This is a genomic window from Ewingella americana (genome assembly GCF_006438725.1).
Classification (GTDB): Bacteria; Pseudomonadota; Gammaproteobacteria; order Enterobacterales; family Enterobacteriaceae; genus Ewingella; species Ewingella americana_A.
On record NZ_RCZD01000005.1, the window covers coordinates 318,441 to 342,050 of the forward strand.

The following is a 23,610-nucleotide window of genomic DNA, read 5'->3' on the forward strand; positions in this document are numbered from 1 at the left end:
GTGTTCTCCTTAGTTCAGTTCACGAATGTCAGCGAAACGGCCGGTCACCGCCGCCGCCGCCGCCATTGCCGGGCTGACCAGATGGGTGCGGCCGCCGCGACCCTGACGGCCTTCGAAATTACGGTTGCTGGTGGACGCACAGCGCTCGCCAGGTTCCAGGCGGTCATTGTTCATCGCCAGGCACATTGAGCAGCCCGGCAGACGCCATTCAAATCCGGCTTCAATAAAGATCTTATCCAGGCCTTCTTCTTCCGCCTGTGCTTTGACTGGGCCTGAACCCGGAACCACAATCGCCTGCACGCCATTAGCCACTTTACGGCCTTTGGCTACCGCAGCCGCAGCGCGTAAGTCCTCAATACGTGAGTTGGTGCATGAACCGATAAATACTTTGTCTATGGCCACGTCGGTCAGTTTGATGCCCGGCTGCAAATCCATATAGGCCAGCGCTTTTTCTGCTGACGCGCGTTCAACCGGATCGCTGAACGATGATGGATTAGGGATCACCTGATTCACGGCCATCACCTGGCCTGGGTTGGTTCCCCAGGTGATTTGCGGCGCGATATCTGCCGCATTCAGGGTGACGGTTGCGTCAAATTTCGCATCGCTGTCGGTTTTCAGGGTTTTCCAGTAAGCGACAGCGGCGTCCCAGTCCTGACCTTTCGGCGCAAACTGGCGGCCCTTCAGGTAAGCAAAGGTGGTTTCATCGGCTGCCACCAGACCGGCTTTGGCGCCCATTTCGATGGCCATGTTGCACAAGGTCATTCGACCTTCCATGGAGAGCGCTTCAATCGCTTTACCACAGAATTCCACTACGTGGCCGGTACCGCCAGCACTGCCGGTTTTACCGATGATTGCCAGTACGATATCTTTCGCCGTGATGCCAGCAGGTGCATCGCCGGTGACTTCAATTTTCATGGTTTTGGCGCGGCCCTGTTTCAGGGTTTGCGTCGCCAGAACATGTTCCACTTCTGATGTGCCGATACCGAACGCCAGTGAGCCGAAGGCGCCGTGCGTCGCGGTATGCGAGTCACCGCAAACGATGGTCATGCCTGGCAAGGTCATACCCTGCTCAGGACCGATCACGTGAACGATGCCCTGGAAAGGGTGGTTCAGGTCATACAACTGCACTCCGAATTCTGCACAGTTCTTGATCAGTTCCTGCATCTGAATACGGGCCATTTCGCCGCTGGCATTGATGTCTTTGGTTTGCGTCGAGACGTTGTGGTCCATAGTGGCGAAGGTTTTGCCGGGTTGGCGCACTTTGCGGCCCATCGCGCGCAAGCCGTCAAACGCCTGCGGAGATGTCACTTCGTGGACCAGATGGCGGTCGATGTACAGCAGCGGTGTTTCGTTTTGCGCCTCGTACACCACATGCGCATCAAACAATTTCTGATATAAGGTCTTCGCCATGTTATGCCCCTTCGGCCACGAAGCGGGCAATAACATCGCCCATCTCGCTGGTGCCAATTGCGTTGTTACTGTTCGCCAAATCACCCGTGCGGTGACCCGCCTCTAATGCTTTATTCACTGCGTGTTCGATAGCGTTTGCTGCTTCGTCAGCCCCAAGGCTATAACGTAACAACAGAGCCGTTGAGAGAATTTGCGCAATCGGATTGGCGATGTTTTTACCTGCGATGTCCGGTGCAGAACCGCCCGCCGGCTCGAACAGGCCAAACGCCTGCTCATTCATGCTGGCTGATGGCAGCATGCCCATGGAGCCGGTGATCATCGCGCATTCGTCAGACAGGATATCGCCGAACAAGTTGGAGCAAAGCAGTACGTCGAACTGTGACGGGTCTTTGATCAACTGCATGGTAGCGTTGTCGATGTACATGTGGCTCAGGCTCACATCCGGGTAATCTTTAGCAATTTCGTTAACCACTTCGCGCCACATGATGGACGTTTGCAGCACGTTGGCTTTATCAATCGATGTCACTTTGCTGCGGCGTTTACGCGCAGACTCAAAGGCAATGCGCGCAATGCGTTCGATCTCAAAGCGGTAATAGACTTCGGTATCGAAGGCTTTTTCATGCATGCCCTGGCCTTCACGCCCTTTCGGCTGGCCGAAGTAGATGCCACCGGTCAGTTCGCGTACGCACAGAATATCGAAGCCTTTAGCTGCGATGTCGGCACGCAGCGGGCAGAACTCTTCCAGGCCCGGGTACAGGCGGGCAGGGCGCAGGTTGCTGAACAGCTTAAAGTGTTTACGCAGTGGCAGTAATGCGCCGCGCTCTGGTTGATCGTTGGGTGGCAGATGTTCCCATTTAGGGCCACCGACGGAGCCAAACAGGATCGCGTCCGCTTGTTCACAACCGGCAACGGTAGCCGGCGGCAACGGACTGCCGTGTTTGTCGATGGCTGCGCCACCCACATCGTATTCGCTGGTAGAGATTTTCAGGCCAAAACGCTGACGCACAGCGTCCAACACTTTATATGCCTGCTGCATGACTTCCGGGCCGATGCCGTCGCCGGGTAAGACGGCAATATGATGGGTCTTGCTCATGTTCACACCGTTTCCTGATTGTTTTGTTTTTCGGTTTGCAGGCGCTGTTTTTCGATTTCTACCTGCTTGCTGCGCCAGATACTGTTTAATACGTGGACCATCGCTTTGGCGGAGGATTCAACAATGTCTGTTGCCAGACCAACGCCGTGAAAGCGACGACCATTAAAGGAGACAACGATGTCCACCTGGCCTAATGCATCGCGGCCATGGCCTTTGGCGGTCAGCTGATATTTGACCAGCTCAATTTGATAACCGGTGATGCGGTTGATGGCCTGATAGACCGCGTCAACCGGACCGTTGCCGGTCGCGGCTTCGGTTTTTACTTCATCGCCGCTGGCCAGATTAACTGATGCGGTGGCCGTAATGCTGGAGCCGGACTGCACGCTGAAGTTGTCCAGACGGTAAAACTCTGGCTCTTCCTGTTGCTTATTAATGAACACCAGCGCTTCTAAATCGTAGTCAAACACCTGACCTTTTTTGTCGGCCAGTTTCAAAAATGCGGTGTACAGGTGATCCATATTATAGTCGGATTCTTTGTAGCCCATCTCTTCCATACGGTGCTTCACGGCAGCGCGGCCGGAGCGGGAAGTCAGGTTCAACTGAATCTGGTTCAGGCCGATGGATTCCGGGGTCATGATTTCGTAGTTTTCGCGATTTTTCAGCACGCCGTCCTGATGAATACCGGAGGAGTGAGCGAAAGCGTTAGAACCGACAATCGCTTTGTTGCCTGGGATCGGCATGTTGGTGATTTGGCTGACAATCTGGCTGGTGCGGTAGATCTCTTTGTGATTGATGTTGGTGTGCACGTTCATGTATTCAGAACGGGTGCGGATCGCCATGATCACCTCTTCCAACGCGGTATTCCCTGCGCGCTCACCAATGCCGTTCAGCGTGCCTTCAACCTGACGGGCACCGGCCTGAATTGCCGCGATGGAGTTACCCACGGCCATACCCAAGTCGTCGTGGCAGTGAACGGAGATAATCGCTTTATCAATGTTTGGTACGCGTTCGTACAAGTTGGTGATGATGCCCCCGAACTGCGTCGGGGTGGTGTAGCCGACGGTGTCAGGAATGTTAATCGTCGTCGCGCCTGCTTTAATTGCGGCTTCCACTACGCGGCACAGGTTATCCAGCGGGGTACGGCCAGCATCTTCGCAAGAGAACTCAACATCATCGGTATAATTGCGGGCGCGTTTCACTGAGTGGATCGCCATATCCAGCACCTGATCAAACGAGCGCTTCAGTTTGGACTCAATGTGCAGGGTAGATGTGGCCAGGAAGACGTGGATACGGAAAGCTTCGGCAACGCGCAAAGCTTCTGCTGCGGCATCAATATCGCCGTCTACGCAACGTGCCAGACCGCAAACCCGGCTGTTTTTAATCTGGCGGGCAATGGTCTGTACGGATTCGAAATCCCCCGGAGAGGAGACAGGGAAGCCGACTTCCATGACGTCAACGCCCATTCTTTCCAGCGCTATCGCAATTTGCAGTTTTTCTTTGACACTCAGGCTGGCCTGTAATGCCTGTTCACCATCACGCAGCGTAGTATCGAAAATAATGACTTGTTGGCTCATGGGTAGGTTCCTTGTCTGCTTTACTTTCACGCCGTGGAGGTAAAAAAAAACCCGCGCATCGGCGCGGGTTTAGTGTCTGTGGAAGAGGAAATCAGTTCTGATTTTCGGCCACTGGCTTACCGCGCAAATTTTCTGCGTTAAGTAGTAGGCCTGATAGACGAGTGATCATGAACATGGTTTCAGCTTCTCTTGAATTTGGATGATTAAATCAGGGTTTATTTAAACCGTTGCTTAAATTGATACGTGAATGCGCCGCGCATGTCAACCATTGTGGCGACAAAGGAGGTAGATCGCATGAGTATGAGAGTGAATCTCATTTGCTACAATATGCTGCGTGGCGGCGTTCATTTGAAGCAATCAAATGCTTAGAAGCTAGACAAGAAAAAAAAGGATGAACTGTCTGTTTTAGGACTATTTTTCAAGTTGACGAGCAAATATTCCAATGAATTCATCGTATTATAGTGTAGTTACCAATGCTTAATTAATTATTCAATTTCCATATATTGTTTAGGGTAATATTTTGTAGTTCTATATCATCCGTTTGAGAGTGAAAATTAAATTAATTGATACATTACATATATCACTGTTGACCTGGTCACCTCATTTTCTGGCGGGAATATGCTGAGTAAAATATGTTTGAAGTGGTGTGTTAACGCCAGTGTGAGTGTTATCCCGATGTATCTAAATATATGATGATTGATCTTTAATTATAAATAACGAAATATTTTCCTATCGGAGATAATAATGACTGAAAAATTAGCTGATATTCAGGCTGAAATAACGGCTTCGGCCGGGCATTTACGTAATGTCGATCTTAATTTACTGACCGTCTTTGACGCCGTTATGCAATTACAGAATATTACCCGTGCCTCGCAAATGCTGGGAATGTCTCAACCGGCCGTGAGCAACGCGGTATCGCGTTTGAAAATCATGTTTAACGATGATTTGTTTGTGCGCAGTGGACGGGGCATTCAGCCAACAACACGCGCCAGACAGTTGTTTGGGCCCATCCGTCAGGCACTGCAAACCGTAATGAATGAATTGCCGGGAGCAGGTTTTGACCCGCGCGTTAGCCAGCGCCAGTTTAATATTGCAATATGCAGTCCTCTGGATATTCTTCTCACTGCCGATATTATTAATTCGCTGGAAGCGACATCATCTTCTGTCAGCGTTAAGTTTCAAACGCAAATTTCAGACAGCATTGAAAATCAGTTACGTTATCAGAATATTGAATTTGTGATTGGTTATCGTCGCTTTGAGGGGACTGATTTTTGCAATCAAGAACTATTTACTGATGAACTGGTATTAGTGGCAGCACAAAACCATCCCCGAGTCAGTCCACATATGTCTGATGAGACATATCTTAATGAACAACATGCTGTTGTGATGTTAGATCGCCATTACTCATTCAGCCTTCCTTATTATGAATCTCCCTCCGTTCGTCCATTAATTGCGTTTCAGGGTACCGATTTAAACAGTGTAATGAATATTGTTTCGAGAACACATATGGTGGCGCTGGTTCCACGCTGGTTCCACGCTGGTTGGCGCAGGCGCACGCCGGGATATTAAACCTGACGGTCGTGCCCATTTCCTGGATGAATAATCAGTTGCCATGTTATTTGACCTGGCATGAATCTTCCTGCAAAGACAAAGGCAATATGTGGATGAAGTCACTGCTTGATACTTGCGAAGTGATTCGGTGCAAGTAATACCAGAAAGGGGATTATCTCCCACACCAATGTCTTAAGTGGTTTTTTATCCTGCGCGAAATCTTTCAATTTTTGCGTCTTTCGCGCAGGATCTATGTCCTTGATTGATACTCCGCCTTTTTTTCCTTTTCTCGTTTCCCTCCGATTTCTGAACCATAATTTGATTTGCCTGCCGTACCAGACTCGGTAGACTACGCAAATTGTTAATCATGGTGAGCAAATGCAAATAAATCCTCGGGTTTATTGCGGCTGGCTGTTCTTCTTTCCCCCCTCAGGCCGCAGGTTATGAACACGACTTTAACTGATTATCATCTTGTTGCTCGTTTCAGACAGCAACGGTCTTCACTGCCTGACCATACTGCTTTTCGTGAATGGTCTTTGGAACGTGAAACCACACTTACCTGGCTTGAAGCCGGTAAAAAAGTCGATCACCTGTCCCGCTTGTTATTGCAGTTGGGCGTTGAGACACAAGAGCGTGTCGCCATTTGCGGCAGTAATGGTATGGCGTGGACGCTGGCGGATATGGCCATTTTGCAGTTGCGTGCCATCACCGTACCCATTTATGCCACCAATACGGCTGCGCAGTCGGCTTATGTCTTAAATGATGCCGGGATCCGCACGTTGTTTATCCTCGGCCAGGCACAGTTTGATGCCGCCCTGCAACTGCGTGAACTCTGCCCGCAGTTGCAGCATATCCTGGTACTTGATGCCGATATCGATCTGCGCGGCGTCGCGATGGCCCGCCACGTCCATGCGCTGAGCGTGCCAGATATCTTGCTGGATGAGATGTTGCAGGCCCGTATCGCTGAGCGCAATTTGGAGGATCTGTTTACCCTGATTTACACCTCGGGCACGACTGGTGAACCCAAAGGGGTGATGCTCGATTACCGCAGTATTGGCACACAACTCCAGCAACATGAACAGCGACTGGCGCTGTCAGAGCGCGATGTTTCATTGTGCTTCCTGCCACTGGCGCATGTTTTTGAACGTGCATGGAGTTTTTTCGTCATGCATTGCGGGGCACAGAACGTTTACCTGCGGGATACCGATGCGGTGCGCGACGCGTTGCAAGCGATCAAACCGACCGTGATGTGTGCGGTGCCACGTTTTTATGAAAAGGTCTTCAGCGCCATTAATCAGAAAGTCGCGCACTCCGGTTATATCAAAAAGAAGCTGTTCCATTGGGCGATGGCTTGTGGGCGCGAGAAATTTCTGTCTGAAAGGCAAGGTGCTACCCCTTCATGGTGGCAGAAACGCCAGTATGCGCTGGCGGATAAACTGGTGCTGGGCAAACTGCGCAGTGTATTGGGCGGTAATCTGCGTTTTCTGCCTGCGGCAGGCGCCAGCCTCGACGATAATGTGATCTTGTTCTTCGAATCCATTGGTCTGAAGATCAAATACGGCTACGGTCTGACGGAAACCTGTGCGACCGTGACCTGTTGGGAAGAGGAAAATTTCCAGTTTGGTTCGGTCGGGACAGCGCTACCCCTGATTGAAGTGCGTATTGGTGAGGAAAACGAAATTCAGGTGCGCGGACCGACGCTGTTTCGCGGTTATTTCAATAAGCCGCAAGAGACTGCTGACAGTTTTACAGCCGATGGTTGGTTCAAAACCGGCGACGCAGGAAAGTGCGATGAGCAAGGTAATCTGTTTGTCACCGAGCGTTTAAAAGATTTGATGAAAACGTCGGGCGGTAAATATATCGCGCCACAGCGCATAGAAGGAACGTTGGTTCAGGACCGCTATATTGAACAGGCGGCGGTGATTGCCGACGCTAAGCATTTTGTTTCCGCACTTATTGTGCCGGATTTTAATGCGCTGATTGAATATGCCCAGATGCACCATATTGATTACCTTAACCGCGAAAGCCTGCTGAAGAATGAGCAGATCCTATCGCTGTTTACTTATCGTGTGCGCGAAATCCAGCATGAGTTGGCAAGCTATGAGCAGGTGAAAAAATTCGCTTTGCTGACGTCGCCGTTTACCATGGAAGCTGGCGAGTTGACGCCAACACTGAAGCTGCGGCGCAAAATTATCCTGCAGAGATATAAAAAAGAGGTCGACACTTTCTATTGTGATTAAGGTCACAGTATTGACCCGATACACTGCATTGGGTCGGGTTTTTCGCCATATGGAGGATTTTTCTCATCCCTTCCAGCCTAAAACCCGCCCTGGATTGCTACACAATGCCGTCATAATTTAATGCTGTAATTTGTTCTCCCTTCCTGATATTCCTGAGTAGTAGCTTCAGTTGAGTAGTGTTTTGTCTGGAGAGAACCGGACATAGCAGTGCGACACAATAACCCTGCGGTTATTCCGGCATTTTGCCGTTTGCCTGACCTAAATTCAGACGTTAAGGTACTGAGTTAAGTTCGCGTAATCCGATAAGAACAACAGGGCTTAGCCCTCTTACCTGGAATGAGTGGAAATGATTTCCATCACTCCTTTGAGTTGCTTACTTACCCGGGCAATTCACTTATTAAAAATAAGTCATCCTATTAGAAGCAAAAAGCCTGGAGGCAAAACCATGGAGATGTTGTCAGGAGCCGAGATGGTCGTGCGATCGTTAATCGACCAGGGGGTTAAACACGTATTCGGTTATCCCGGCGGAGCGGTGCTGGATATCTATGATGCCCTGCATACGGTCGGCGGGATTGATCACGTGCTGGTGAGACATGAGCAGGGTGCTGTTCATATGGCTGATGGTTATGCCCGTGCCACTGGCGACGTAGGCGTGGTGTTGGTGACTTCCGGTCCCGGCGCAACCAATGCCATTACCGGTATCGCTACGGCCTATATGGATTCCATTCCGCTGGTGGTGCTGTCTGGTCAGGTACACAGTTCACTTATTGGCTACGATGCCTTCCAGGAATGTGACATGGTGGGGATCTCCCGCCCGGTGGTCAAACACAGCTTCCTGGTCAAGCGCGCAGAAGACATTCCTACAGTACTTAAGAAAGCGTTCTATCTGGCTTCCACCGGCCGTCCTGGTCCGGTCGTGGTTGACCTGCCAAAAGACGTGGTGAATCCGCAGATAAAATTCCCGTATGCCTACCCGGACCACGTCAGCTTGCGCTCCTATAATCCGACCGTTCAGGGGCACCGGGGGCAGATTAAACGCGCCCTGCAAACCCTGCTGGCGGCGAAAAAACCGGTGCTGTACGTGGGCGGCGGAGCGATCAATTCAGAATGTCATGCAGAGCTTTTACAGCTGGCAGAAAAACTTAATTTGCCGGTCACCACCTCCCTCATGGGACTGGGCGCTTTCCCTGGAACCCATCGTCAGAGCATCGGTATGCTAGGCATGCATGGTACCTATGAAGCCAACATGACCATGCACAACGCCGATTTGATTTTCGGCGTGGGGGTGCGTTTTGACGACCGTACTACTAACAATCTGGCCAAGTACTGCCCAAATGCCACGATCATGCATATCGATATCGACCCGACGTCGATCTCCAAAACGGTCAGTGCAGATATTCCGATTGTTGGCGATGCCAAACAGACCCTGGAGCAGATGCTCGAGCTGCTGGCACACAGTGATGAGAAGCAGGAATACGACGCGCTGCGTGACTGGTGGCAAAGTATCGAACAGTGGCGCAGTAAACATTGTCTCAGCTATGACAAGAACAGCGGCACCATTAAGCCTCAGGCGGTCATTGAGACGCTGCATCGCCTGACCAAAGGGGATGCCTATGTTACCTCTGATGTCGGGCAGCACCAGATGTTTGCGGCGCTGTACTACCAATTTGATAAACCACGTCGCTGGATAAACTCCGGTGGTCTCGGCACCATGGGCTTTGGTTTACCGGCGGCGCTCGGTGTGAAACTGGGTTTGCCGGATGAAACGGTCATTTGCGTCACCGGTGACGGCAGCATCCAGATGAACATTCAGGAGCTTTCTACCGCACTGCAATATGATTTGCCGGTGATCGTGGTCAACCTGAATAACGGTTACCTCGGTATGGTGAAGCAGTGGCAGGATATGATTTATTCTGGCCGTCATTCCCAGTCATACATGCAGTCACTGCCTGATTTCGTGAAACTGGCGGAAGCTTACGGGCACGTGGGGATTGCCATTCGCACCCCGGATGAACTGGAAAGCAAACTGGCGCTCGCGCTGGAACAGAAAAACCGTCTGGTATTTGTGGATATCAGCGTAGATGAAACAGAACACGTTTACCCTATGCATATCCGAGGCGGTGCGATGGACGAAATGTGGTTAAGCAAAACGGAGAGGACCTGATCATGCGCCGGATTTTATCAGTATTGCTGGAGAACGAATCGGGCGCGCTGTCCCGTGTGGTTGGTCTGTTCTCGCAACGCGGCTACAACATTGAAAGCCTCACCGTGGCCCCGACCGATGACCCAACCCTGTCACGCATGACCATTCAAACAGTGGGTGACGCTAAGGTGCTTGAGCAGATCGAAAAGCAGCTGCACAAACTGGTGGACGTGTTACGCGTCAACGAGCTGGTGCAAGGCGCTCACGTTGAGCGTGAAATCATGCTGGTTAAGCTTCAGGCTTCTGGTTATGGCCGCGAAGAGGTGAAAAGATCCACCGAGATTTTCCGCGGTCAAATCGTTGATGTCACGGCAACGCTTTACACTGTGCAACTGGCGGGGACCAGCGACAAACTGGATGCTTTCCTGGCGACCGTGCGTGATGTGGCTGAAATTGTCGAAGTAGCCCGTTCCGGCGTCGTCGGTGTTTCGCGTGGCGATAAAGTGATGCGTTAAAAACACAATGCTGTCGCCACAGGGATTTGATTGGCGAGAGGCATCCATGGCCCGTCAAAAGCCCAACTTCAGGTTGGGCTTTTGTTTTTTCTCAAGGTTGATCGGATAGAATATCGACATGAATGTTTCGGGTGAAACGATTCGGTAAAACACCTTGCTCAGCAGGGTCTTCTGCGGTTAGATAACAACACTTATCTTAATCATACCGCTACTCAGGCGCGTTTTTGCGCCTTATTAGAGCGGATAAAAGAGAGCAGAAACGTCTCTTTCAGCCTGTGCGGCTGAACACTTCAGAGCGGCTGCATTTCATTTTATGAGCAATCAAAGGGGTTTTCTCGGTGAAACTGGATGAAATCGCGAGGTTAGCGGGCGTTTCGCGGACGACTGCCAGTTATGTGATTAACGGCAAAGCGAAGCAGTATCGTGTCAGCGATAAGACAGTTGATAAAGTCATGGCTGTCGTGAAGGAACATAACTACCACCCGAATGCCGTGGCGGCAGGTTTGCGCGCGGGCAGAACCCGTTCTATCGGGCTGGTCATCCCTGATCTTGAAAATACCAGCTACACCAAAATCGCCAATTATCTTGAGCGTCAGGCCCGCCAGCGGGGGTATCAATTGCTGATTGCCTGCTCGGAAGACCAGCCAGACAATGAAATGCGCTGCGTCGAGCATCTGTTGCAGCGTCAGGTTGATGCGATCATTATTTCCACGTCATTGCCGCCTGAGCACCCTTTTTATCAGCGCTGGGTGAATGATAATTTCCCGATCATTGCACTGGACCGCGCCCTTGATCCTGAACATTTCATCAGCGTAGTGGGTGCTGATCAAGAAGATGCGCTGATGCTGGCGCAGGAGTTGCGTTCGTTCCCGGCTGAATCGGTTCTTTATCTGGGCGCGTTACCGGAGCTCTCCGTCAGTTTCCTGCGCGAACAGGGTTTCCGTCAGGCCTGGGCCGACGACGCACGCGAGCCACAGTATCTTTATGCTAATGCCTATGACCGCGAATCTGCCGGGATTGCCTTTGCTGAATGGCTGAAAACCCATCCGATGCCGCAGGCGCTTTATACCACCTCATTTCAGTTGTTGCAGGGCGTGATGGATGTGGCGCTTAAGCAGCAGGGACGTCTGCCGATCGATTTAGTGATCGCCACCTTTGGTGACAATGAACTCCTCGATTTCCTCGACTGTCCCGTTCTGGCTGTCGCGCAACGCCATCGCGATGTGGCTGAACGGGTATTGGAACTGGTATTGGGCTGCCTTGATGAACCGAAGAAACCGAAAGCGGGGCTGACCCGTATTCGCCGTAATCTGTTCCGCCGCGGACGGTTGAGTCGCAAGTAAACCCGGTAAACGGCATGACGGGCTTTCTTGACACCAAGCCCGTCTTTTTTACTCTTTCTGAATCCAGCCTGTTAATTAGTAAAACGCGCCGAAAAAATAACCCATACTTTCTTAAGGGATATTTTGGGAAATATCTTAATGCCTGAATTATTAGCAAATGTTTTCCTGCGTTATTTCTCTGATATAAACCGTTAAATCAATTTTAAAATACGTTAATACCGGCTTTAAAAGTGCTGTAGAATTCACGCCGTCATTTTGACGAGGCTTTTTAAGGCCTTTTCATCCAATGAAAATGTAGAAGAAGGCTTGCAGTATGCGGCCTGGCAACATGAGTGATGTCGTTTTAGCAGTCAGCGTTTAAAAAGAGGCCAAAATTTCTTTCAGACGTTAAACAGGTTAAGAAATGAGAGATCGATAGCAGAAGAATACAAATAGCTAAATAATGTTCAATTTGATTTATTTTTAATCATCATTATTTTTTCTACGAAATTTCCTCAACTAATCATGATGTTATTTTCTATTCCTCGACAAAAAAAACCTACCTCATTGCGACGCGTCTTCCTGACGCTCAGTAAATATTGCCAAACCGCCTCCGCTCTGGCTTGACAAGGTTTTAAAACCATCCGTAAACTCTTTTAAGTGGGAATTTGTGGAGGAAAGTGGTGATCATGGTTATAGAGGGGTAGAACGGTCATGTTTCGTGGCGCGACGATGGTTAACCTCGACAGCAAAGGGCGACTTGCCGTACCCACCCGATACCGGGATTTGCTGAGCGAAGAATCGCAAGGTCAAATGGTTTGCACCATAGACCTCCATCACCCATGCCTCCTCTTATACACCCTGCCCGAATGGGAAGTTATCGAACAAAAATTGTCCCGTCTGTCGAGTATGAACCCTGTCGAGCGCCGTATTCAGCGCCTGCTGTTGGGACATGCAAGTGAATGTCAGATGGATAACGCCGGGCGTCTGCTCATCGCAACCACATTGCGTCAGCACGCCGGGCTAGCCAAAGAAGTGATGCTGGTTGGACAGTTCAATAAGTTCGAACTGTGGGATGAACAGACCTGGTATCAACAAGTTAAGGAAGACATTGACGCTGAACAATCGTCTCAGGAACCGCTTTCTGACCGATTACAGGACTTGTCACTATAAGCATGGTTGAAAATTATAAGCACACATCCGTTTTGCTGGATGAGGCCGTGAATGGCCTGAACATTCGCCAGGATGGAATTTACATCGATGGAACTTTTGGCCGTGGTGGCCATTCGCGTTTGATTCTGTCCCAGCTTGGGCCGGATGGACGCCTGCTTGCTATTGATCGCGACCCTCAGGCCATTAAAGCCGCAGAAGCGATAAACGATCCCCGCTTTTCCATTGTCCATGGTCCTTTCTCTGATTTGGCGCAATACGTTAAAGATCGTGGCCTGGAAGGCAAGATTGACGGCGTGTTGCTGGATCTTGGCGTCTCTTCGCCGCAATTGGACGATGCCGAACGCGGCTTTTCGTTTATGCGTGATGGGCCGCTGGATATGCGTATGGACCCGACGCGCGGCTACTCTGCTGCTGAATGGCTGATGAAAGCCGAAGAAGAAGATATTGCCTGGGTGTTGAAAACTTTTGGCGAAGAGCGTTTTGCCAAACGTATAGCGCGCGCCATCGTTGAGCGTAACCGCGAACAACCGATGACCCGTACTAAAGAGTTGGCTGACCTGATCACCCATGCGTCGCCGTTTCGCGAGAAACATAAGCATCCGGCGACCCGTAGCTTCCAGGCGATCCGTATTTACATCAACAGCGAACTGGAAGAGATCGAACGCGCGCTGGATGGCGCACTGGAGATCCTGGCAACCGACGGGCGTCTGTCGGTGATCAGTTTCCATTCGTTGGAAGATCGCATCGTGAAACGCTTTATCCGCCAGCACAGTCGAGGCGCACAGGTTCCCGCTGGGATCCCGATGACCGAAGCGCAGATTGCTGAACTGGGTGGCCGTTCCCTGAAGCCGGTCGGGAAAATGAAGCCTTCTGATGCTGAAGTGTCTGAAAATCCACGTGCCCGCAGCTCGGTCTTACGGTTTGCCGAGAGAACGGCATTGTGATTGGTAATGAGAGACATGGGCTGGTTGGTGTCATCACCAGCGACATTTTGCGTAATGGCAAGTTACCCATGATTTTGCTGATTGCCGTATTGGTAAGCGCCATTTTTGTTGTGACAACGTCTCACAAGACGCGCTTATTGACGGCCCAAAGAGAGCAACTGGTACTGGAACGGGACGCGCTGGATATTGAGTGGCGCAACTTAATCCTGGAAGAGAATGCTCTCGGCGATCACAGCCGTGTAGAACGCATCGCAACGGAGAAATTGCAGATGCAACATGTTGATCCATCGCAAGAAAATATTGTGGTTCAACCTTAAAATGCTCATGGAGAAGATTAGCAACTGATGAAAGCAGCACGCAAAACGAAGTTAAAACGTCCTGAAGATCAAGCCAGCTTTATCAGCTGGCGTTTTGCGTTGCTGTGCGGTTGTATTCTTCTCGCTCTGGTGGGGTTGATGCTGCGGGTCGCTTATCTGCAAGTTATCAACCCGGATCGTCTGGTTAAAGAGGGCGATCTCCGTTCATTGCGAGTGCAAACCATTGAAACTTCGCGTGGCATGATCACCGACCGTGCTGGACGCCCTTTGGCCGTGAGCGTACCGGTCAATGCGATCTGGGCCGATCCGAAAGAAATTAACGATCGCGGTGGTATCACGGTAGATACCCGCTGGAAAGCCTTGTCCGATGCTTTAAATACTCCTCTTGATCAACTTTCTGCCCGCATCAATGCCAATCCGAAAGGACGCTTTGTCTATCTGGCGCGGCAGGTTAATCCATCGATTGGCGAGTATATCCACAAACTGAAACTTCCCGGTATCTCACTGCGTCAAGAATCGCGCCGTTATTATCCGGCAGGGCAGGTGACTGCGCATGTTATCGGTGTAACCAATATTGACGGTCAGGGTATCGAAGGTGTGGAAAAAAGCTTTGATCGTTGGCTGACCGGAAAACCGGGCGAACGTACCATCCGTAAAGACCGCTTCGGGCGCGTTATCGAAGATATCTCGTCGGTAGACAGTCAGGCTGCGCACAATCTTGCACTAAGCATCGACGAACGTTTACAGGCATTGGTTTATCGCGAACTGAACAACGCCGTGGCGTTCAACAAAGCTGAGTCAGGCACTGCGGTTCTGGTCGATGTACAGACTGGCGAAGTACTGGCGATGGCCAACAGCCCTTCCTACAATCCGAATAATTTGCCGGATACGCCAAAAGAAGCCATGCGTAACCGCGCCATTACGGACATCTTCGAGCCGGGTTCCACCGTCAAGCCAATGGTGGTCATGACGGCACTAAAAAACGGTGTGGTGAAAGAAAACAGCGTTCTTAACACCCTGCCGTACTACGTTAATGGTCACGAAATTAAAGACGTGGCCCGATATCCTGAGCTTTCAGTGACGGGTGTCTTACAGAAGTCGAGTAACGTCGGTGTATCAAAAATGGCGTTAGCGATGCCGTCCGCAGAGCTGGTAGATACTTACTCGCGATTCGGATTGGGAAAACCGACCAATTTGGGGCTGGTTGGAGAAAGCAGTGGCTTATACCCTAAAAAACAACGGTGGTCTGACATAGAGAGGGCCACCTTCTCTTTCGGCTACGGGCTAATGGTGACTCCACTTCAGTTAGCGCGTGTCTATGCAACGATCGGCAGCCTGGGTATTTATCGGCCACTGTCGATCACTAAAGTTGATCCCCCTGTTTCCGGTGAACGCATCTTCCCTGAACCGCTGGTACGTACCGTGGTTCACATGATGGAAAGCGTGGCATTACCGGGCGGAGGTGGCGTGAAAGCCGCTATCAAGGGTTATCGTATTGCGATTAAAACCGGTACGGCGAAGAAAGTCGGTCCGGACGGCAAATACGTTAACCGCTATATCGCTTATACCGCTGGCGTAGCACCTGCCAGCAACCCACGCTTTGCGCTTGTGGTGGTCATCAACGATCCCCAGGGTGGTAAATATTACGGTGGTGCCATTTCAGCGCCAGTCTTCGGTGCCATCATGGGGGGCGTACTGCGCACCATGAACATTGAACCTGATGCGCTAACTGCCAGTGAAAATGACGCAATAGTTGACAATCAAAAAGAGGCTTCAGGTGGCAGATCGTAATTTGCGCGACCTACTGGCGCCCTGGGTGAGTGATGCCCCGGATGTAGCGCTGAGAGAGTTGATTTTAGACAGCCGCGTTGCGGCTGCCGGAGATCTGTTCGTCGCGATTTCAGGCCATACCAACGACGGACGTCGTTTTATTCCACAGGCCATTGCACAAGGTGTGGCTGCTGTGGTGGCCGAGGCTCAGGGAGAAAAAGAGCATGGTGCAGTATGCCAGATGCATGGTGTGCCGGTTATCTATCTCAATCATCTGAACGTACTGTTGTCTGAGCTGGCCGGGCGTTTCTACGCTGAGCCAGGCAAGGCATTACGTTTGGTGGGTGTGACCGGAACCAACGGCAAAACCACCACCACTCAGCTACTCGCGCAATGGGCGCAGCTGCTGGGTGATACCGGTGCGGTAATGGGGACGGTGGGCAATGGTTTGCTCGATCGTGTGGTCCCCGCCGAAAACACCACCGGTTCTGCCGTACAGGTACAGCACATATTGGCCGAACTGGTACAACAGGGCGCAACCTTTGCGGCGATGGAAGTCTCTTCGCACGGGCTGGTTCAACACCGCGTGGCAGCACTACCCTTTGCAGCGGCCGCATTTACCAACCTGAGCCGTGATCACCTCGACTACCACGGTGATATGCAAAGTTACGAAGCAGCCAAATGGCAGCTTTTCGCTACGCATCAGGTGGGGCAAAAAATTATTAATGCTGATGACGAAGTAGGATTGCGTTGGCTGGCAACATTGCCGGATGCTGTCGCTGTCAGCATGGAAGATAAGATCCCGGCCAACTGGAAAGGCCGCTGGCTGGTGGCACGTGGCGTGGATTATCACGATAACGGCGCCAGCGTAAACATCGACTCCAGCTGGGGCGAAGGCCAACTGGAAAGCCGTCTGATGGGCGCTTTCAACGTGAGTAATCTGTTAGTGGCACTGGCAACGTTATTGTCACTGGATTACCCGCTGGCGCAGCTGCTTGCAGCAGGTTCACAACTACAGCCGGTTTGCGGTCGTATGGAAGTCTTCAATGCGCCCGGCAAGCCGACCGTGGTGGTCGATTACGCCCACACGCCGGATGCCCTCGAGAAAGCCCTTGCGGCAGCACGTCTGCACTGCAAAGGCCAGCTGTGGTGCGTGTTTGGTTGCGGTGGTGACCGTGACAAAGGTAAGCGCCCACTGATGGGTGGCATTGCCGAACAATACGCCGATCGCGTGATCGTGACCGATGACAATCCTCGCAGCGAAGAGCCTGGTGCGATTGTGGCCGATATTCTGGCCGGCCTGCTGGATGCAGGACGTGCGCTGGAAATCCACGGTCGTGCTGAAGCGGTGACCAGCGCCATCATGCAAGCGTCGGAAAATGATGTGGTACTGATTGCCGGTAAAGGTCATGAAGATTATCAACTGGTAGGTAACCAACGCCTGGATTACTCCGACCGCGTAACTGCCGCCCGTTTGCTGGGGGTAGTCGCATGATCCGCGTCTCCCTTCAGACTCTTACCCACGTGCTTAACGCCGAACTTATTGGTAGCGATACGCAGATTGCTAGCGTAACGACTGACACCCGAAAAATTGAAGCTGGTGGGCTGTTTATCGCCCTGAAAGGCGAAAAATTCGATGCTCATGACTTTGCTGCTGATGCCATTGCTGCGGGAGCCGGAGCCTTGTTGGTAAGTAAGCGCTTACGGGTGGAGCTGCCGCAACTCGTGGTTGCCGATACCCGCATTGCACTGGGCCAACTGGGTGCGTGGGTGCGCCAGCAGGTGCCGGCCCGCGTTGTGGGTCTGACTGGCTCATCCGGCAAAACCTCGGTGAAAGAGATGACTGCCGCGATTTTGCGTCAGTGTGGCAATGTGCTGTATACCGCTGGCAATTTCAATAATGATATCGGCGTGCCGCTAACCCTGTTGCGACTGACTGCAGAGCATGACTTTGCGGTGATCGAAATGGGTGCTAATCATCTGGGCGAAATTGCCTACACCGCCGATCTGGCCAGGCCAGAAACGGCGCTGGTCAATAATCTCTCCGCTGCCCACCTTGAGGGCTTTGGCTCGCTGGCGGGTGTGGCGCAGGCCAAAGGCGAAATTTTCGAAGGCTTGCCAGCCGAAGGCGTGGCTATCCTCAATGCCGACAGCAACGACTGGCCGCACTGGCAGCGTCACCTGAACAATAAAACCGTCTGGCGTTTCTCGCCGGATGCCGCTGATGGCGTTGATTTCTACGCAACAGACATTCAATTCAGCCCACTAAACACCGCATTCACCCTGCACTCACCGCAAGGCTCTTTGGCTGTTTCCCTGCCATTGCCGGGGCGTCACAATATTGCTAACGCGCTTGCCGCTGCTGCACTGGCATTGTCAGTCGGCGCCAGTCTGGAGGCTGTACGTGAAGGTCTAGCCACCCTGCAAGCCGTACCGGGACGTCTGTTCCCAGTCGTATTGAGTGAGGGTAAAACCCTGCTTGATGACAGCTATAACGCTAACGTCGGTTCAATGACCGCCGCTGCGCAGACGCTGGCCGAGATGCCAGGCTACCGCGTGATGGCGGTGGGCGACATGGCTGAACTCGGTGCTGAAACTGAAAATTGTCACCGTCAGGTGGGAGAAGCCATCCGTGAAGCCGGGATCGATAAAGTGTTTAGTATTGGTCATGCCAGCCGCGTCATCAGTGACGCCAGTGGCTGTGGCGAACATCTTCAGGATAAGGCAGCCCTGACGGCCCGTTTAACGAGCTTACTGTCTGAACATGCGGTCATTACCGTTTTAATTAAAGGTTCACGTAGTGCCGCCATGGAGCAGGTAGTACGGGCATTACAGGAGAATTCAACATGTTAGTTTGGCTGGCCGAACATTTGGTCAAATATTATTCGGGCTTCAACGTCTTTTCCTATTTGACGTTTCGCGCCATCGTCAGTCTGCTGACGGCTCTGTTCATCTCTTTATGGATGGGGCCGCGCATGATTGCGCGTCTGCAGAAAATGTCTTTTGGTCAGGTTGTGCGTAACGACGGCCCGGAATCACATTTCAGTAAACGCGGCACGCCAACCATGGGCGGTCTGATGATCCTCACGTCAATCACCATCTCGGTATTGATGTGGGCTTATCCTTCTAACCCTTATGTCTGGTGCGTTCTGTTTGTTCTGATCGGCTATGGCATCGTCGGTTTTGTCGATGACTACCGCAAAGTGGTACGCAAGGACACCAAGGGCCTGATCGCCCGCTGGAAATACTTCTGGCAGTCGGTGATTGCGCTGGCGGCGGCCTTTGTTATGTACGCCATTGGCAAAGATACTCCGGCCACTGAGCTGGTCGTGCCGTTCTTCAAAGACATCATGCCGCAGCTGGGATTGCTCTACATCCTGCTGAGCTATTTCGTGATTGTCGGCACCAGTAATGCCGTAAACCTCACCGATGGTCTGGATGGTTTGGCGATTATGCCCACCGTCTTCGTCGCTGGTGGTTTTGCGCTGGTGGCCTGGGCGACGGGGAACATGAACTTTGCCAACTACCTGCATATCCCTTATCTGCGGCATGCCGGTGAATTAGTGATTGTCTGTACGGCGATAGTCGGTGCAGGTCTGGGTTTCCTGTGGTTTAACACCTATCCGGCTCAGGTGTTTATGGGTGATGTTGGCTCACTGGCACTGGGGGGCGCGCTTGGCACTATCGCCGTCTTGCTACGACAGGAATTCTTACTGGTGATTATGGGTGGCGTGTTCGTGGTTGAAACGCTGTCGGTCATCTTGCAGGTTGGGTCCTTTAAGTTACGTGGTCAGCGCATTTTCCGTATGGCGCCTATTCATCACCACTACGAGCTTAAAGGTTGGCCGGAACCGCGTGTCATCGTGCGCTTCTGGATCATTTCGCTGATGCTGGTGCTGATTGGCCTGGCGACGCTGAAGGTGCGGTAATTATGGCTGACTATCTGGGTAAAAAAGTCGTCATTATCGGGTTGGGCCTGACCGGGCTTTCCTGTGTTGATTTCTTTATGGCGCGTGGCGTAACGCCGCGCGTTATTGATACCCGCGTCAGCCCGCCGGGTCTGGACAAACTGGCGGACAGCATTGAGCGTCATCTTGGTTCATTGAACGAAGAGTGGCTGCTGGATGCTGATTTGATCGTTGCCAGTCCGGGAATGGCGCTGGCGACGCCGGCATTGAGCGCAGCTGCCGAAGCCGGTGTGGAAGTCGTGGGTGATATCGAATTGTTTTGCCGCGAAGTGCAGACACCGATCGTAGCGATCACTGGCTCAAACGGTAAAAGTACCGTCACCACACTGGTCGGCGAGATGGCAAAAGCTGCAGGCTGGAAAGTTGGCGTCGGTGGCAACATTGGTTTGCCGGTTCTGACCATGCTTGATCAAGAGTACCAGCTGTTTGTCCTGGAGTTGTCCAGCTTCCAGCTTGAAACAACACACAGTCTGCACGCAGCCGCTGCCACTATTTTGAACGTGACCGAAGATCATATGGATCGCTATCCGTTCGGCTTGCAGCAGTACCGTGCGGCCAAACTGAAAGTCTATGAGAACGCCAAACTGTGCGTAGTCAATGCGGATGATGCTCTCACGATGCCTGTACGCGGAGCAGATAAGCGCTGCGTCAGCTTCGGCGTAGACGTGGGCGATTACCACCTGACCCGCCAGCAAAACGATATCTGGCTGCGCGTGCGCGGCGAGAAGGTCCTGAATACCAAAGAGATGCCATTAACGGGCCGCCACAATTACACCAACGCGTTGGCTGCACTGGCGCTGGCCGATGCTGTCGGTATTCCTCAGTCATCAAGTTTGCAAGCACTCACTCATTTTACCGGTCTGGCACACCGCTATCAGACGGCGTGGCAGCACAATGGCGTACGCTGGATTAACGATTCCAAAGCCACCAATGTAGGCAGCACCGAAGCCGCACTCAACGGCATTCAGGTTGACGGAACGCTGCATTTGTTACTGGGCGGTGATGGGAAATCTGCCGATTTCTCTCCGCTGGCGCGTTACCTACAAGGTGACAACATTCGGATTTACTGTTTTGGTCGTGACGGTGGCGAGTTGGCAGAACTGCGTCCTGAAGTTTCATCGACCTTTGAAACGATGGAACAAGCCATGCGTGATATCAGCGGCCGCATCACTGCAGGCGATTTGGTGCTGTTGTCTCCGGCCTGTGCCAGTCTCGACCAATTCCGCAGTTTTGAGCAACGTGGCGACGTTTTTGCAGCCTTGGCTAAGGAGCTTGGCTGATGCGCATTCCCGGACTGGGCCTGATTGGCAAATTCAACGATTGGGTGATGGGCGTTAAAGATAACGACGCCGTCACGCTGGTGCTCTACGACCGAACGTTGTTGTGGCTGACCTTTGGGCTGGCAATTATCGGGTTTGTGATGGTGACGTCCGCCTCTATGCCAATCGGGCAGCGTCTGGCAGATGACCCTTTCCTGTTTGCCAAACGTGATGCGATTTATCTCGGGCTGGCTTTTGGTATGTCACTGGTGACGCTGCGGGTGCCAATGATCGTCTGGCAGCGTTACAGCAATATTCTGCTGCTGATCTCCATCGTGATGTTGCTGGTGGTGCTGGTGGTGGGGAGCTCGGTTAACGGTGCATCCCGCTGGATCTCCTTCGGGCCGCTGCGTATTCAGCCGGCCGAGTTTTCCAAGCTGTCGCTGTTTTGTTATTTGGCCAGTTATCTGGTGCGTAAGGTTGAAGAAGTTCGCAGCAACTTCTGGGGCTTCTGTAAACCGATGGGCGTGATGGTGATTCTGGCGGTTCTGCTGTTGGCACAGCCTGACCTCGGTACGGTGGTGGTGCTGTTTATCACCACACTCGCCATGCTGTTTCTGGCGGGTGCAAAAATGTGGCAGTTTCTGGCGATTATCGGCTCCGGTGCTTTCGCGGTGGTCCTGCTTATCGTGGCGGAGCCTTACCGTATGCGTCGCGTGACATCGTTCTGGAATCCGTGGGCGGATCCCTTCGGCAGTGGCTATCAATTAACCCAGTCCCTGATGGCATTTGGGCGCGGTGAGTTTTGGGGCCAGGGCCTGGGTAACTCGGTGCAAAAGCTCGAGTATTTGCCCGAGGCACACACTGACTTTATCTTCTCTATTTTAGGCGAAGAATTGGGGTATTTCGGTGTGGTACTCGCCCTGTTAATGGTATTCTTCGTCGCTTTTCGTGCTATGTCCATCGGCCGACGTGCGCTGGAGCTTGATCAGCGCTTTTCCGGCTTTTTGGCCTGCTCGATTGGTGTGTGGTTTAGTTTCCAGGCACTGGTCAACGTCGGCGCTGCTGCGGGGATGTTACCGACTAAAGGTCTGACGCTGCCGCTGATAAGTTACGGCGGTTCGAGCCTGATTATTATGTCGACAGCCATTGTGCTGTTGCTGCGAGTTGATTTCGAAACGCGTCTGGCAAAAGCCCAGGCGTTTGTAAGGAGTGCCCGATGAGTGGCGAGACCAAGCGTTTAATGGTGATGGCTGGCGGCACCGGCGGGCACGTGTTCCCCGGTTTGGCTGTTGCACATCATTTGATGGCGCAAGGCTGGGAAGTGCGTTGGTTAGGCACAGCAGACAGAATGGAAGCGGATCTGGTGCCTAAGAACGGCATTGAGATTGACTTCATTCAGATATCCGGTCTGCGTGGAAAAGGTCTGAAAGCGCAACTCACCGCACCGCTTCGCATCTATCATGCGTGGCGTCAGGCGAAAACCATCATGCGTCGTTTCCAGCCGGATGTGGTGCTGGGGATGGGCGGTTATGTTTCCGGCCCGGGCGGGCTGGCAGCGTGGTCATGCGGTATTCCTGTGGTGCTGCACGAGCAAAATGGTATTGCCGGGCTGACTAACCGCTGGCTGTCACGCATTGCCAAAACCGTATTACAGGCTTTCCCTGGTGCTTTTCCCAATGCGCAAGTGGTGGGGAATCCGGTCCGTACCGACGTATTAGCGTTGCCGCTGCCAGAAGTGCGCTTTGCTGGCCGACAGGGGCCGATTCGTGTGTTAGTGATCGGTGGCAGTCAGGGGGCGCGAGTACTCAATCAGAGCATGCCTGAGTTGGCCGCGCTGATGGGCGACAAAATTACCCTCTGGCATCAGGTCGGTAAAGGTGCGCTGGAGTCAGTGAATCAAGCCTATGCCAAGGGCGATCAGACACAGCATAGAGTCACCGAGTTTATCGATGATATGGCAGAGGCGTATGCCTGGGCCGACGTGGTGGTTTGCCGTTCAGGTGCTTTGACGGTCAGTGAAATTGCCGCCGCCGGATTGCCTGCGATCTTTGTGCCTTTCCAGCATAAAGACAGACAACAGTACTGGAACGCGTTGCCGCTGGAAAAAGCCGGTGCCGCAAAAATTATTGAACAGGTGAATTTCAGTGCCGCCGCCGTTGCCGATGCCATGGCGGGCTGGGACCGAACTCATCTGCTTGAGATGGCACATGCAGCGCGTGCGGTGGCCATCCCAGACGCCACCGAGCGTGTGGCTGCTGAAGTCGTTGCAGCCAGTAAAAAATAAATATGAACGGGCCGAACTATCACGGCCTGAGCCGTAAGCATCGG

The 23,610-nt window shown here is 52.3% G+C and carries 17 protein-coding genes and 1 pseudogene; 15 read left to right on the forward strand and 3 right to left on the reverse strand.

The annotated features are described in order from the left end of the window. Window positions 1-9: 9 nt before the first annotated feature. From leuC to leuA, 3 genes are read right to left on the reverse strand one after another with little or no spacing between them, the layout of a single operon-like run. Window positions 10-1,410, reverse strand: coding sequence for a 3-isopropylmalate dehydratase large subunit (gene leuC / locus EAH77_RS11535; RefSeq protein WP_140472749.1), 1,401 nt, complete (start codon window positions 1,408-1,410; stop codon window positions 10-12). A gap of 1 nt (window position 1,411) precedes the next feature. Further along, entirely contained in the window at window positions 1,412-2,503 is a 1,092-nt protein-coding gene (gene leuB, locus EAH77_RS11540) for a 3-isopropylmalate dehydrogenase (protein WP_140472751.1), read from the reverse strand. Window positions 2,504-2,505: 2 nt separating this feature from the next. After that, window positions 2,506-4,077 (reverse strand): 2-isopropylmalate synthase, encoded by a 1,572-nt coding sequence (gene leuA, locus EAH77_RS11545; RefSeq protein WP_140472753.1) that lies wholly within the window; start codon window positions 4,075-4,077, stop codon window positions 2,506-2,508. A 744-nt stretch (window positions 4,078-4,821) separates the two neighbouring features. Here leuA and leuO point away from each other — a divergent pair. From leuO to murG, 15 genes and pseudogenes are all read left to right on the forward strand, one after another. Further along, window positions 4,822-5,786, forward strand: a pseudogene (gene leuO / locus EAH77_RS11555) (transcriptional regulator LeuO). Between the two features lie 285 nt (window positions 5,787-6,071). Then, window positions 6,072-7,868 (forward strand): AMP-dependent synthetase/ligase, encoded by a 1,797-nt coding sequence (locus EAH77_RS11560; protein ID WP_140472755.1) that lies wholly within the window; start codon window positions 6,072-6,074, stop codon window positions 7,866-7,868. A 445-nt stretch (window positions 7,869-8,313) separates the two neighbouring features. After that, window positions 8,314-10,032 (forward strand): acetolactate synthase 3 large subunit, encoded by a 1,719-nt coding sequence (ilvI, locus tag EAH77_RS11565; RefSeq protein ID WP_140472757.1) that lies wholly within the window; start codon window positions 8,314-8,316, stop codon window positions 10,030-10,032. A 2-nt stretch (window positions 10,033-10,034) separates the two neighbouring features. After that, the gene (gene ilvN / locus EAH77_RS11570; protein WP_170215672.1) at window positions 10,035-10,526 is read left to right on the forward strand and encodes an acetolactate synthase small subunit; all 492 of its coding nucleotides are present in this window, start codon (window positions 10,035-10,037) and stop codon (window positions 10,524-10,526) included. A gap of 338 nt (window positions 10,527-10,864) precedes the next feature. After that, entirely contained in the window at window positions 10,865-11,869 is a 1,005-nt protein-coding gene (cra, locus tag EAH77_RS11575; RefSeq protein WP_140472759.1) for a catabolite repressor/activator, read from the forward strand. Between the two features lie 693 nt (window positions 11,870-12,562). Continuing rightward, the gene (gene mraZ, locus EAH77_RS11580) at window positions 12,563-13,021 is read left to right on the forward strand and encodes a division/cell wall cluster transcriptional repressor MraZ (RefSeq protein ID WP_034787151.1); all 459 of its coding nucleotides are present in this window, start codon (window positions 12,563-12,565) and stop codon (window positions 13,019-13,021) included. 2 nt (window positions 13,022-13,023) lie between these two features. Then, entirely contained in the window at window positions 13,024-13,965 is a 942-nt protein-coding gene (rsmH, locus tag EAH77_RS11585) for a 16S rRNA (cytosine(1402)-N(4))-methyltransferase RsmH (RefSeq protein WP_140472761.1), read from the forward strand. Continuing rightward, window positions 13,962-14,282, forward strand: a complete 321-nt coding sequence (ftsL, locus tag EAH77_RS11590; RefSeq protein ID WP_140472763.1) for a cell division protein FtsL — start codon at window positions 13,962-13,964, stop codon at window positions 14,280-14,282. Before rsmH ends, ftsL begins: the two co-directional genes overlap by 4 nt. A 27-nt stretch (window positions 14,283-14,309) precedes the next feature. Beyond that, complete coding sequence (locus EAH77_RS11595; protein WP_140472765.1) at window positions 14,310-16,073, forward strand: peptidoglycan glycosyltransferase FtsI; 1,764 nt, start codon at window positions 14,310-14,312, stop codon at window positions 16,071-16,073. Continuing rightward, window positions 16,060-17,547, forward strand: a complete 1,488-nt coding sequence (gene murE, locus EAH77_RS11600; RefSeq protein WP_140472767.1) for a UDP-N-acetylmuramoyl-L-alanyl-D-glutamate--2,6-diaminopimelate ligase — start codon at window positions 16,060-16,062, stop codon at window positions 17,545-17,547. Before EAH77_RS11595 ends, murE begins: the two co-directional genes overlap by 14 nt. Then, window positions 17,544-18,905 carry a UDP-N-acetylmuramoyl-tripeptide--D-alanyl-D-alanine ligase gene (murF, locus tag EAH77_RS11605; RefSeq protein ID WP_140472769.1) on the forward strand — a complete coding sequence of 454 codons (1,362 nt, stop codon included), beginning with the start codon at window positions 17,544-17,546 and terminating at the stop codon, window positions 18,903-18,905. Before murE ends, murF begins: the two co-directional genes overlap by 4 nt. Further along, on the forward strand, window positions 18,899-19,981 hold the full coding sequence (gene mraY, locus EAH77_RS11610) for a phospho-N-acetylmuramoyl-pentapeptide-transferase (RefSeq protein WP_140472770.1): 1,083 nt from the start codon (window positions 18,899-18,901) through the stop codon (window positions 19,979-19,981). The genes murF and mraY overlap by 7 nt, the downstream gene beginning before the upstream one ends. Before the next feature lie 2 nt (window positions 19,982-19,983). Then, a complete protein-coding gene (gene murD, locus EAH77_RS11615; RefSeq protein ID WP_140472772.1) occupies window positions 19,984-21,300 on the forward strand; it encodes a UDP-N-acetylmuramoyl-L-alanine--D-glutamate ligase in 1,317 nt (438 codons plus the stop codon). Continuing rightward, window positions 21,300-22,502 carry a cell division protein FtsW gene (gene ftsW, locus EAH77_RS11620; RefSeq protein ID WP_140472773.1) on the forward strand — a complete coding sequence of 401 codons (1,203 nt, stop codon included), beginning with the start codon at window positions 21,300-21,302 and terminating at the stop codon, window positions 22,500-22,502. The genes murD and ftsW overlap by 1 nt, the downstream gene beginning before the upstream one ends. Then, window positions 22,499-23,566 (forward strand): undecaprenyldiphospho-muramoylpentapeptide beta-N-acetylglucosaminyltransferase, encoded by a 1,068-nt coding sequence (murG, locus tag EAH77_RS11625; protein ID WP_140472775.1) that lies wholly within the window; start codon window positions 22,499-22,501, stop codon window positions 23,564-23,566. Before ftsW ends, murG begins: the two co-directional genes overlap by 4 nt. Window positions 23,567-23,610 lie beyond the last annotated feature (44 nt).